13 protein-coding genes are annotated in these 11,933 nt (G+C 68.7%); 6 read left to right on the forward strand and 7 right to left on the reverse strand.

Annotated elements, in window-relative coordinates; genetic code table 11:
* Positions 1–130: 130 nt before the first annotated feature.
* Together MRBLMX7_RS08445 and MRBLMX7_RS08450 are read right to left on the reverse strand one after the other, a co-directional pair.
* Positions 131–1,015, reverse strand: a complete 885-nt coding sequence (locus tag MRBLMX7_RS08445) for an ABC transporter permease subunit (protein ID WP_363367520.1) — start codon at positions 1,013–1,015, stop codon at positions 131–133.
* Positions 1,012–1,938, reverse strand: coding sequence for an ABC transporter ATP-binding protein (locus MRBLMX7_RS08450; RefSeq protein WP_363367522.1), 927 nt, complete (start codon positions 1,936–1,938; stop codon positions 1,012–1,014). Before MRBLMX7_RS08450 ends, MRBLMX7_RS08445 begins: the two co-directional genes overlap by 4 nt.
* A 237-nt stretch (positions 1,939–2,175) precedes the next feature.
* On the opposite strand from MRBLMX7_RS08450, the gene MRBLMX7_RS08455 reads away from it, so the two are divergent.
* The 3 genes from MRBLMX7_RS08455 to MRBLMX7_RS08465 are packed head-to-tail and all read left to right on the forward strand — an operon-like array spanning position 2,176 to position 4,189.
* Positions 2,176–2,418 (forward strand): hypothetical protein, encoded by a 243-nt coding sequence (locus MRBLMX7_RS08455; protein WP_363367525.1) that lies wholly within the window; start codon positions 2,176–2,178, stop codon positions 2,416–2,418.
* A 44-nt stretch (positions 2,419–2,462) separates the two neighbouring features.
* Positions 2,463–3,575 carry a sensor histidine kinase gene (locus tag MRBLMX7_RS08460; protein WP_363367527.1) on the forward strand — a complete coding sequence of 371 codons (1,113 nt, stop codon included), beginning with the start codon at positions 2,463–2,465 and terminating at the stop codon, positions 3,573–3,575.
* Positions 3,572–4,189 carry a response regulator transcription factor gene (locus MRBLMX7_RS08465; RefSeq protein WP_363367529.1) on the forward strand — a complete coding sequence of 206 codons (618 nt, stop codon included), beginning with the start codon at positions 3,572–3,574 and terminating at the stop codon, positions 4,187–4,189. The genes MRBLMX7_RS08460 and MRBLMX7_RS08465 overlap by 4 nt, the downstream gene beginning before the upstream one ends.
* A 42-nt stretch (positions 4,190–4,231) precedes the next feature.
* Here MRBLMX7_RS08465 and MRBLMX7_RS08470 read toward each other — a convergent pair whose 3' ends face one another.
* Complete coding sequence (locus tag MRBLMX7_RS08470; RefSeq protein ID WP_363367531.1) at positions 4,232–4,639, reverse strand: RidA family protein; 408 nt, start codon at positions 4,637–4,639, stop codon at positions 4,232–4,234.
* 70 nt (positions 4,640–4,709) lie between these two features.
* Positions 4,710–6,257 (reverse strand): alpha/beta hydrolase, encoded by a 1,548-nt coding sequence (locus MRBLMX7_RS08475; RefSeq protein ID WP_363367533.1) that lies wholly within the window; start codon positions 6,255–6,257, stop codon positions 4,710–4,712.
* 257 nt (positions 6,258–6,514) lie between these two features.
* Between MRBLMX7_RS08475 and MRBLMX7_RS08480 the strand changes: the two genes are divergently transcribed.
* The gene (locus tag MRBLMX7_RS08480) at positions 6,515–7,180 is read left to right on the forward strand and encodes a hypothetical protein (protein WP_363367535.1); all 666 of its coding nucleotides are present in this window, start codon (positions 6,515–6,517) and stop codon (positions 7,178–7,180) included.
* A gap of 103 nt (positions 7,181–7,283) precedes the next feature.
* Here MRBLMX7_RS08480 and MRBLMX7_RS08485 read toward each other — a convergent pair whose 3' ends face one another.
* The gene (locus MRBLMX7_RS08485) at positions 7,284–7,868 is read right to left on the reverse strand and encodes a TetR/AcrR family transcriptional regulator (RefSeq protein ID WP_363367537.1); all 585 of its coding nucleotides are present in this window, start codon (positions 7,866–7,868) and stop codon (positions 7,284–7,286) included.
* A 112-nt stretch (positions 7,869–7,980) separates the two neighbouring features.
* Between MRBLMX7_RS08485 and MRBLMX7_RS08490 the strand changes: the two genes are divergently transcribed.
* Together MRBLMX7_RS08490 and MRBLMX7_RS08495 are read left to right on the forward strand one after the other, a co-directional pair.
* A complete protein-coding gene (locus MRBLMX7_RS08490; RefSeq protein ID WP_363367539.1) occupies positions 7,981–8,928 on the forward strand; it encodes an alpha/beta hydrolase family protein in 948 nt (315 codons plus the stop codon).
* Positions 8,929–9,142: 214 nt separating this feature from the next.
* Positions 9,143–10,039, forward strand: coding sequence for a hypothetical protein (locus tag MRBLMX7_RS08495; RefSeq protein ID WP_363367541.1), 897 nt, complete (start codon positions 9,143–9,145; stop codon positions 10,037–10,039).
* Between the two features lie 20 nt (positions 10,040–10,059).
* Here the strand turns inward: MRBLMX7_RS08495 and MRBLMX7_RS08500 are convergent, their stop codons facing one another.
* Positions 10,060–10,752: an ABC transporter ATP-binding protein gene (locus tag MRBLMX7_RS08500; protein WP_363367543.1), complete on the reverse strand. Its 693-nt coding sequence runs from the start codon at positions 10,750–10,752 to the stop codon at positions 10,060–10,062.
* A complete protein-coding gene (locus MRBLMX7_RS08505) occupies positions 10,749–11,819 on the reverse strand; it encodes an ABC transporter permease (RefSeq protein WP_363367545.1) in 1,071 nt (356 codons plus the stop codon). The genes MRBLMX7_RS08500 and MRBLMX7_RS08505 overlap by 4 nt, the downstream gene beginning before the upstream one ends.
* Positions 11,820–11,933: the final 114 nt, after the last annotated feature.

Raw genomic sequence — 11,933 nt, forward strand, 5'->3', positions numbered from 1 at the left:
TGAAGGAGCGCGAACATCAAACTCGAGACCACGAGACCCGCGATGAACGAGCGCGCGGATCGGTGAGCAGGGACGGTTCGTGATGATCGCCGGTGAGCGCAGTCATCTTCTGCTCCTTCCTTGATGGGGGTCAGGCGTCGCGGCGCCGGAGCGCCACGATCGCGACGAGGAAGAGCACGACGACCCAGGACACGAGGCCGAGCACGCCCTGCCAGGCGTCGAGCGCCCAGAGACCGTCCGCTGGGCGCTCCACTCGGGCGCCCAGCGAGATGAAGTCGTCGTACCCCGGATGCGTGTAGGCAGCGCGTCCCAGGTTGAAGGGCAGCAGCCGTGTGACGTTCTGCAGCCAGATCATCGGCCCGAGCCCGCCCGGCACGAATCCGAGAGCTATGGGGAGGACCAGCACGAACCCGATGACGATGGCGATACCGCTGACGATGGTGCGGAAGATCGCGCCGATCCCGACGGCGATGAGCGCGAGCAGCGCGAGGTAGACGACGCCGAAGGCCGCGCCGCGCCAGTAATACGGGTCGTCCAGGCGCACATCGACCCCGTTCCCGGCGAGGACGGTAAGGGAGATGGGGATGGTGACTGCCGTCGCGAGAGCGACGACCACGAACGTGACGGTGGCCAGCACGAGGGCCTTCGCGAGCAGGACGGGAACACGTCGGGGGACCGCCGCGAACGAGGACCGGATGGATCCGGAGCTGTATTCACCCGCGATCACGAGGACGCCCAGCACGCTCACGACCAGGACGTTGAGATCGGTGCTCGAGGTCAGGGCCATCACGCCCGCGGCCTGGACGCCCTGCGGCGGCATGCCTCCCTCGACCCAGTCGAAGTTCATCGAGGAGGACATCTGCGTGCCCACCCCGACCGTGATCACCGAGATCAGGGCGAGGAGCCACGGGGTCGAACGGACGCTGCGGAGCTTGATCCACTCCGAATGCAGGGTTCCCGCGAAACCGAGGTCGGCAGGCGTGGCCGCAGCTGGTGAGGTCGTGGTCATGCTCATCGGGCACTCTCCGGACGATTCTCTGTGGTGGTGTACTCGACCTCTTCGCGGGTGAGTTCCATGTAGGCCTCCTCGAGCGTCGTCGAGACCGGGGTGAGCTCGTGGATGACGAGGCGCGACTCGGCGGCGATCTCAGCGATGCGCGATGCCGTCATCCCCGAGATCGTGAGTCGGTCACCCTCCGCCCTCGTCACACCTGCGCCCTGCGCGGCCAAGACCCCACCGAGCCGGTCAGCGTCGTTCGAACGCACGCGCACGGTGTCTCCCGCGGCGCCGGCGATGATCTCGCTGATCGGCGCATCGGCGACGATTCGGCCGCGTCCGAGGATGATGAGGTGCTCGGCGGTCTGCGCCATCTCGCTCATCAGGTGCGACGAGAGCAGGACCGTGCGTCCCTCCGCGGCGAGGCCGCGGGCGAGCTCGCGCACCCAGACGACGCCCTCGGGGTCGAGTCCGTTGACCGGCTCGTCGAGGATCAGGGTCGCCGGGTCGCCGAGCAGGGCTGCGGCGAGCCCGAGGCGTTGCCCCATGCCGAGCGAGAAGCCGCGCACGCGCTTTCGCGCAACCGGGTCGAGACCGGTCAGACCGATGACCTCGTCGACGCGCCTCGCTCCGATCCGATGCGTCGCCGCCATGGCGAGCAGGTGGTCGCGAGCAGTCCGCCCGGGATGCACGGCTCTCGCATCGAGCAGGACACCCACGTCGCGCAGGGGTGCGCGGAGGTCTTGGTAGCGGCGTCCATCGACCGTGACGCTGCCGGAGGTCGGGCGATCCAGACCGACGATCATGCGCATGGTGGTCGACTTGCCCGCGCCGTTGGGCCCGAGGAACCCGGTCACCCGTCCCGCAGCGACCGAGAAGTCGATGCCGTCGACGGCGACCTTCGCTCCGAAGCGCTTGGTCAAGGCCTGAGCATGGATCACAGGTGGGTTCCTTTCCTTCGGGTGTCTCCGCGGCAACGCCACGTCGTATCGGGGGCTCGATGAACGGCCCGAGCCAGTGGACACGATGTTGCGGGAACCGAGTCAAGCCGACGCGCGCCGGCGCATGACATCCATCCCATTCGGCGAGGCGAGATGCCCGGCAGTGCTCGCTTGTCACGGAGAAAGGTGACACGGTGTCACTACCGGGAAGCCCGCTTCCGGCGAAGGATCGAGTCCATGAAGGCATTCGATCTCCTCCTCAACGCCGCGATCGTCCTCTCGGCGACCGTTTTCCTCGCGTATCTCGGGTTGCTCTACGACTTCGGTCTGTTCACCACGCTCCCCGAGGGGATCACGGGATTCTTCCTCGACCGTCCAGTGTTGCAATACGTGGCACTCGCCATCACCATCGGCGCCCTGATCGCGAAGGTGCCCGTCAGGAAGGCGATCAGGCAACAGCATCCCGTGAAGGAGGGGTAGCCATCGACAGGGACAGGTCATCCGACGCACGCGCGATTCCGCGCATGCGTCGCATCGTGATGGGTTCGGCGATCCTCGCGATCGGTCCGTTGTCGGTGATCGGCGTCTTCCTCACGAGCACGACGTGGTGGGAGGCGCTGTTCCTGGCGCTGACACTGCTCTTCACGACGACGCTCATCAAGGAGTGGAATCTCGATGGGTACCGGCCCCGAGCCGTGTTCCTCTTCCTGTTCGCCGGCGCGGCATATGCCTACGGCGCCCTCATGGCGAACAGCCCCATCAGCTTCATGCCGTTCGCGCTCGTCGGAGCCCTCCTGGTCATGAAGGTCAGGACGCATCGGATGCCGGCGGTTCTCCTCCTGGCGGGGGGAGTCGCGGCCCTGGGCGCATCGTCGCTGCTGACGAATCCGCTCACTCCGACCCTGGTGATCCAGTTCGTCGTGATCCCGGCCGCGGGCACCCTGTACATCACCGCGGTCGTCTTCGTCGGTGAGCTCGCGTGGAAGCTCGTGCGCGAGGCCAAACGCGCGAAAGAGATCGAATCGGCACTCGCCGTGGCCGAGGAGCGGGCGCGCTTCGCCGGCGATCTGCATGACATCCAGGGGCAGTCGCTGCACGTCGTCAAGCTCAAGGCGGCGCTCGCCCACCGTCTGGTGCGCGACGATCCCGAGCGGGCGACCGCCGAGCTCTCGGAGATCCGCCAGCTGGTCGACGACACGGTGGCGAAGACGAGGGAGCTCACCTACGCCCGGTACGAGATCGACCTCGCCGCCGAACTCGAGAACACCCGGGCCCTGGCCGAAGCGTCGGGCATGCGCGTCAGCATCCGCACCGACCTCGATGGGGCCGTCGACCCCCATCCGCTCCTCGCCCACACGCTGCGCGAGGCGACGACCAACCTCCTCCGCCACGCCGATCCGACGTGGGTGACGATCACCGCGAGCGCGGTGGGCGTGGAGGTCGCGAACGACGGGGCTCCCCCCGGCCGTGGAGCCGAACCGCGCGGCCTTGCACGGCTCGCCCGTCGGATCACGGATGCCGGCGGCGAGCTCGACTTCGCACAGGAGCGCGACGTCTTCACGGTGAGCGCGCGGATGGCGCCCCGCGATGCCGGGGCGCGGACAGCCACGGGTGCCCGAGAAGGAGACAGACGATGAGCCTCGACGACAGCATCCGCGTCGTCCTCGCCGACGACGAGCAGCTGCTGCGCACAGCCCTCGGGACCCTGCTGGCGCTCGACAACGCGATCACCATCGTCGGAGAGGCGGCCGACGGGGCGGAGGCCGCGGCAGAGGTGCTTCGGGCGCGACCGGACGTCCTGGTGATCGACCTGGAGATGCCCGACACCGACGGTCTGCACGCGGTCGAGGCGATTCTCCGCGACGCCCCGGATCAGACGATCCTCATGCTGACGCGGCATGCGCGACCGGGGGTCCTGCGGCGTGCGCTGAAAGCCGGTGTGCGCGGGTTCATGAGCAAGTCGGCCGACCCCGAGCTCATCGCCGACGTCATCCGCCGACTCCACGAGGGCGGCCGCTGGATCGATCACGACATCCTCGAGGCGTCGGTGATCGATGACTCCCCCCTCACCGAACGCGAGCTCGACACGCTGCGCGAGACGCACGAGGGGTATTCGGTCAAGCAGATCGCCGAGCGCCTGCATCTGGCGCCCGGCACGGTGCGCAACTACCTCTCGAGCGCGATGCAGAAGACCCTCACATCGTCGCGTCAGGATGCGGCGCGCAACGCGCTGGCTCGCGGCTGGCTATGAGCCCCAGGGGACTCAGAGCCTGCGTGAGGCGTGCGGGCCGACTCAGGGAAGAACCGCAGTGGCCTCGATCTCGACGAGCAGCGACGGCATCCACAGCGACTGCACGCCGATCACGGTGATCGGCGGCAGCGGTGCGGCATAGCCGTCGGATGCCTGGGCGCGTGCGAGCCCGTCGAAGAGGTCGCCCGCCATGTCCTCCGCCCAGCCGACCACGTAGATCGTGAGCCGGGCGATGTCGCCGACCGCTCCGCCGGCGCCGCGCACACCAGTGGCGACGTTCTGCAGCGCGGTGTGCACCTGGCCGGCGAGGTCGGTGGCGGTCACCTCGCCGGATGCGAGCACCGACGCCTGTCCGGCGAGCAGCACGAGACGAGTGCCGGTTGCGAGCGCGACGGGGGCGTACTCCTCCTGCTGCAGCAGGCCCTCGGGGTGACTGAGTTCCACGGTCATCTGAACTCCCTTTCGTCGATCGGATGTGCCGACAGTATCGACCCTGTGGTCACCACATACTCAAGAGCCGTCAGTCCGCCGCGCACGTCGTACCCTCCTCTGGCAGCTCGAGGTCGATGAGGTAGGCGGCGGCGATCGCATCGGCGCAGGAGCTCACGCCCTTCGCGATCACCGTGTGTCCCGCCCCGTCGACCGTCAGCAGCGTACCGCCGAGGGTGTCGGCGAGTCCGACCGCCCCGCTGAGCGGCGTCGTGGGGTCATCGGTGAGCGATACGACCAGCAACGGAGGCAGGCCGTCGACCTGCTGACCGTAGGGAATCTCCAGTTCGCCGGTCAGAGGGAAGTCCGCGCACTTGTCGCGCAGTTCGGCATCGTCGACCGCGCCGGGATCCAGCATCGGCGCCCGGTCGTAAGTGTCCTCGCGGAGAACGGCGAGTTCGTCCGCGCCGAGCAGCGTCTCGTCGACACAGTTGATGACGAGCGAAGCGTCGACCTGGTTCGAGCTCTCACCCTCGTCTGTGATGCCGCCGATGGCTGTCGACAGCGACAGCAGCGTGTCACCGCGACCCTGCTGCACCTCGCGGAGCCCCTCGATCACGAGGGGCCAGGCATCCGGAGAGAACAGACCGCCCATCACGCCGCCGACGCCGGATGCGAAGTCGAGCTCGGCGTCGCCCGCGGGAATCGGGTTCTCAGCCAGAGGCTGCAGCAGAGCCTGCAGCGCCGGCGTCCAGCCGTTCGGATCAGCGCCGAGGGGGCAGCCGGCTTGGGTGGCGCAGAACACAGCCATCTTCTCGAGCTGCGACTGGAATCCGACGTACGACTCGAGCAGGCGGTCCTGCGAACCGAGGTTCGGGTCGAACGCGCCGTCGAGAATCATCGCGCGCACGTTCTCGGGGAACTCCTCCGCGTAGACGGTGCCGAGCCGCGAGCCGTAGCTCTGCCCGAGGAAGTTCAGCTGATCCTCGCCGAGAACCTCGCGCAGCAGATCCATGTCCTTCGCCGTGGTGCGGGTGCCCACGTGCTTCAGCGCTTCCACGCCGCCGGAGCCGTCGGCGCAGCGATCGACGATCTCCCGGGTGTCATCCTTGGTCAGGGGGAGGAATGGGGTGCCCACCTTCGCCAGGAGGTCGGCACCCTCTTCCGACCCGTCGGTCAGTCCGCAGTCCACCGCCGGCTCGGTCGCGCCGACGCCCCGCGGGTCGAACCCGATCAGGTCGAAGCTCTCGGTGACGGCGCTCTCGGGTGTGAAGAGAGCGGCGCCGATCGTGCCGAGAATGCCGGCCCCGCCCGGGCCACCCGGGTTGAAGAACAGTGATCCGAGCGGTTCTCCCCGCGCGGGGATGCGGATCACGGCGATCGACGCGGTGTCGCCGTTCGGGTCGGCGTAATCGAGGGGAACCTCGAGACGTGCGCACTCCTTCTCAGGTACCAGAGGGAAGACCTCTTCATCCTGTGTCGACCGCACGAACTCGTCACACGTCCCCCAATCGAGCTTCTGGTCCTCGTACTGACTGAGGTCTACGACCACCTCGCTGCGCGGGTCGTCGGCGGGGATGCCGCCCGACGGCGCGCAGGCGGCGAGCACGGCGAGCAACGCCCCGGCGATCGCTGTCACCCGCAGGCCCCGAGCTGCCGGTCGTTTGGGGTGGGCGTCAGAAGGAGGTCTTTCGATCAGTCGGCTCATGGCCAGCAGAGAACACCCTGTGCCCGGAACCGGGTCAAATCGGCCCCGCCATCGCTGGCGCTTCGCCAAGCGCCACGACCTAGCCGCGGCGGACGACTGAGGCGGAGCACCTGATGTGACACGGTGTCACATCTTCTCGTGACACCGGGCCACTGCCGTCGCAGGCGGGGGTGGAGTGCGATGGATGCATGACCACTTCGCAGATCTCCTCCGACCGTCCTCCGGTGCGCGTGCGGTTCTGGCGGCGACCTTTCCAGGTCGTGCGCGAGAACTTACGCGTCTATCTGATCCTCAACGCCGCGACCTACGGGCTCTTTCTCGTCGGATTCGTGATCGGCCTGCTCTTCCCCGATCTCGTCGCGGCCGAGGCCGCCGGGCTGGAGGCCGACGGCACCGGCGAGCTGGTGCGCTGGCTCGTCAATATTCCCCCGCTGTTCGCCCTGACGATCCTCGGCGTGAACCTCTTCCGCCTGAGTGGCCTGATCATCGTGCTGCCGTCGCTCATCGTCCCGTTCGCCGGACTCGCATTCTTCGGACACTGGGCTCTGACGACGGGTATCACCCTGGTGCAGACCACGCCCACGGGTTGGGTCGCCATGATTCCTCACTCGCTCACCGTCGTGATCGAGCTGCAGGCATACATCCTGTTCCTGCTCGGCGCGTTCCTGATCGGCAAGTACTGGCTATTCCCACGCACCGTGCAGGCGAAGAACCGGCGCCAGGGGTATCTGCGCGGCCTCCGCACGCTCGGCCTGCTCGCGCTCCCGGCGCTCGTGCTGCTGATCGTCGGAGCCGTCTGGGAGGCGTACTCGCTGCGCTACCTGGTCCAGCCGCTCTCGCAGCTTCTGCTCTGACGCGGACGCTCGGTCCGGGTCGGCCCGATCACGGGTTCGACCCGGTCCTCGCGACATGAAGTGCACTTCACGGAGCGCGCACTCCGCTCACAGCCCTCACCCCTCAGGATGCGTCGGCGAGGACCCCGGAGATGAGGAGCTGCACGACAGCGTCCGCATCGTAACGGGGGTCGGCGGCAGCGCCGATGCAGAGATTCCCGACACCCTTGAGCACGGAGTACCCATCGATCGGACCCGCGGCCCGCTCCTTGCCCAGGGAAGCCTCCAGAAGAGACCCGCAGACCGGTACCAGTCGGTCGACGAAGTACGTGTGTAGGGCGCCGGCGTCCGCGCCGGAACCCTGCAGCGCGCCGGCGAGCCCGTGCTTGGTGACGAGGAAGTCGACGAAGAGAGAGACCCACGCTCGCAGCGCGACCTCGGGCGTCGCGCTCTCAGCCAGCAGGCGGGGGCCAGCGTCGGCGCACGCCTCCACCTGGTGTCGATACACCGCGACCACGAGGTCGGGCCGGGTCGGGAAGTGGCGGTAGATCGTGCCGACCCCGACGCCGGCGCGGCTCGCGATCTCGCGAACGGGGGCGTCTACACCCGATTCCACGAAGACGGATGCTGCGGCGTCGAGCAGCAGCTGGGCGTCGCGTCGCGGACGACCCACCTGTCGTCCGGCGTCAGCTACCTGCGCGTCCGACATGATTCCTCCTTGGATGCATGAGGGGGTTGCATTACGGATCAGTATTCCGTAATTTATGGAGCAACGTTCCGATTTTAGCATCGTCACACCGTCCATCCTGAAAGGCCCGCTATTGCGTTCTTCCATCGTGCCCGCCCTCGACGCCGTCCTGGGCGACGCCGCACCGGTCCTGTCGGCCGCCCCCGTCGAGCTGTCGGCACCCGGCCGCCCCGTTCCCCTCGAGGTACGGGTGTCGGCACCGGCATCCGGAACCGATCTCCCGATCGCGCTCTTCTCGCACGGCAACGGGTGGAACCTCGACGGCTACGCCCCGCTCACGGCTTTCTGGGCCTCCCGCGGCTTCGTGGTCATCCAGCCGACCCATCTCGACTCCCGACGCAACGGGTTCGGATTCGACCATCCGGTGTTCCCGTCGATCTGGACGGAGCGGATCGCGGATCTCACCCGCATCCTCGACCAGCTCGAAGTCATCGAAGCCGCCGTCCCGGGGCTCGCCGGACGCACGGACCGCGATCGGATCGCGGTCACGGGTCACTCGTGGGGCGGGCAGACCGCTCAGGCGCTGCTCGGTGCCCGCATCCTCGACGAGTCGGGCGAGGTCGGCCCCGACATGTCCGACGCTCGCGTGAGCGCGGGCATCCTGTTCGCGGCGACCGGCGTGGCGGGCGATGATCTGCACCCGTTCGCGCAGGCGAACTTCCCGTTCATGCGTCCGTCATTCGCCGAGCTCACCACGCCGACCCTCGTCGTGGCCGGCGATCATGATCAGTCGAAGATGTCGAGCCGCGGGCCCGACTGGTTCACCGACGCCTACACGCACAGCCCCGGCGCGACCGACCTTCTCACGTTCTTCGGTGCCGAGCACGGACTCGGCGGGATCGTCGGATACGAGGCCGCCGAGACCACCGACGAGGATCCGCAGCGCGTCGCCGTCCTCCAGCGGCTCTCGGCGGCCTACCTGCGCACCGCCCTGCACGTCGACGAGAGCAGCTGGCCCGCGGCTCGCGCGGCATTCATCGGCGGCGCCGAGCCGATCGGTCGTGTAGACAGCCGAGGGTGAACGCGCCTCAGGTCGCCGTCATGGCCAGGAGCGGGTTGCTTCACGGGTCGGCGCAAGCCCGACAAGGGCTCGCGTGAGGAGTCCCGAGCGCCCGGGAGACCGGACGACTCGCAGTCTCCGGGCGCACGCCCGGCGGATTCTCGGTCCCGTCGACGGCGACGCCGCATCCCCGCTACGCTGACGCTCTGCGTTCCCGGAGGAGACGGAGGCGAGGATGCCGCACAGGGATCACCCGCGTGCGTTCGGCCGCGAGTTCGCCGCTGCTCTGTACCGGAAGAATCAGACCCTCACCTGGGTGCAGCGGCGTCTGGCCGACAATGGCACGACGGTGTCGATGACGACCCTCAGCTACTGGCGGTCAGGGGCACGCCGCCCGGAAGGCGGTCGCTCCCGTGACGCGGTTCGAGAGATCGAGCGGATCCTCGATCTGCCGTCGGGGCATCTGGAGCGGCTGATCGGCCCCACCCACAGAACCGGACCTCTCCCGCCGATGCAGAACGCCCTCGGCGACGCCGACCTGCAGGCGGACATCGCGGAGACCCTCGACGCTCTCGGATGCCCCACCTCCGACAATCTCAGGGACGTCACCACCCACCTGACGGCGGAGGCCGACGAGAGCGGGAGCATCCGTCACTGCACCACGAAGGGGCTCCTGCAGTCCACGCGGGGAGTGCTGACGGAGTTCGCCGTCGTGAACGTCTCCCCGGCTCCTCGCACCACGTGGTCGACCGTCTCGTCGCTGCGCGGCATCCGGTTGAAGGCGTCGTACCCGCATCCCGGGATGCTCGTCGAGGGGCGGCTCTTCGAACTGCTCGACCCCGCTCAGCCCGGCGAGACGGCGCTGTACGAGTTCACCGAGACCTACCCCGACGACCACCCGCCGCAGCACGAACTGTGGCACGCCACCACGCGCCCGAGTCACGAGATCGTCGTGTGGGCGCAGTTCGATCCGCGCGCGACTCCGAACTGGTGCGAGTCCTTCGTCCAGACCTCGGGGGCTGATGAGGTCGCACACCGCCGCTCGCCCGCCCCGCCGGTCATGCACATCGCGCGCCAGCGTTTCGGACCAGGAGTCGTGGGCCTCCGGTGGGGGTTCGACGAACGGCAGTGACCCGCGCTGCGGTGCCGGCGTCACACGCGAGCAGGATCCTCGACGATCCTGCCGTCGACGAGGTGGACGACTCCGTGCATGCGGGGGAGGTGCACGAGGTCGTGCGTGACGAGCAGGGTCGAGGTGTTCCGCTGCGCGGTGAGCCGCAGGATGAGGTCGATGATCGACGCGCCGCGCTCCTGGTCCAGCGCGCTGGTCGGCTCGTCGACGAGTAGCACGCTGGGGTCGTTCATCAGGGCGCGGGCGATGTTGACGCGCTGCCGTTGGCCACCGGACAGCTGGTGCGGGCGCTTGTCGGCATGGTCGGCGAGACCCACGGACTCCAGGAGCTCCTCGGCGTGCCCGGCGCTGCTCGCGCGACGGCGACGGCTGTGCGGGGCGCCGAGCTCGTTCATGACGGTCAGCTGCTCACGCGCCGTGAGCGACGGGAGGAGGTTGGACTGCTGGAAGACGATGCCGATCCGGTCGCGTCGCAGCACCGCGGCCTCGGTCGGGGTCAGGGTCGTGACCTCGACGCCGTCGATGGCGACGCTTCCGGAATCGGGGCGGATGAGCGTGGCGGCGACCGCGAGCAGGCTCGACTTTCCCGAGCCGCTGGGACCGGTGATGCCGGTCACGGTGCCCGGGTGCGCGGTGAGGGACACGTCGTCGACGGCGGTCACCCTGGTGTCGCCGTCCGGGAAGGTGAGGGTGATGTTCTTCATCTGGATCATCGGTTGCTCCCGAGTGCGGTCAGAGGGTCGGCGGAGGTGACGGAACGAAGGGCGAACGCGGCCCCGGCGAGGCCGAGGACGATCATGATCGCCCCGGGCAGGAGCGTGGTGAGCGGGTTCAGCATGAACGGGAGCGCCCCGCCGGCGAGCGTCCCGAGGAGAGCGACGACTCCGAGCCCTGCGCCGATCCCCGCGACCAGGACGATCAGCGCCTGACCGAGGGAGTCGCGGATCAGCGAGCGGGTGCTGGCGCCGAGAGCCTTCAGGACGGCGACGTCGCCCTTGCGCTGCATGGTCCAGACCGTGAAGAACGCGCCGATGACGAGACCCGAGATCCCGAACAGCATCGCGACCATGAGCAGCAGCGAGCCGATCTCGGAGCGGAAGGCGCTGAGGGCCGTCAGCGATCCGAGCGGTGTCTCGGACACGGTGGACTGCGCCGTGTCCGCAGCATCCCAGTCCGGCGCTCCGCTGACCGCGAGGACGGTGGCGTACGCGTCGGGGTTGCCGGTCGCCGCGGAGTATCGCTGCCAGTCGTCCAGCGTCATCTGCACGACAGGGGTGTGGCTGTACCAGCCGTCCCCGCCGACCTCGACGACGCGAAACGCGGACCCGGCGATCGTGACGTCGTCACCGACTCCCGCGTCGAGCGCGTCGGCCGCAGGACGCGACAGACTGATCTGCCCGTCCTTCGCGGGTGCTGTCGCATCGAATCCCGGCTCGACGCCGAACACGGCGATCGCGGCGCGCGCGGCGTCGGTCTCGCCGCGGGTCTGGCTGATGCCCACGGGGCGTGCGGAGGACACTCCGTCGACGCCCGCCCACGCGGTGGCCTGCTGCTCGGTGATCGTCGACTCGGAGAAGCTGGGCCCGCCGTCACCCGCTGCGGGAGCGGAGAACACGATGCGGTCGCCGGGGAGTCCGAGCACAGCCGACACGTTCTGCGTGGCCAGGCCGCCGGTGAGGCCGCTGAGAAACCCCACGAGCACGGTGATGAGGGCGACGACCGAGCCGATCAGGAGGAATCGGCCGCGGGCGAAGCGGAGGTCGCGCAACGCGACGAACATGGTGTCTGCCTTTCCTGCCGCCGATGCGACGACTCCTCCACTCTCGCCTCCGGGTCGCGCGCGGTCATCCGCCGCGGGCACAGCATCCGGCGACCGGAATGCCGATCCACCTCT

Origin of the sequence: Microbacterium sp. LMX7-1.2, from assembly GCF_040675935.1 — a bacterium.
Taxonomy (GTDB): domain Bacteria; phylum Actinomycetota; class Actinomycetes; order Actinomycetales; family Microbacteriaceae; genus Microbacterium.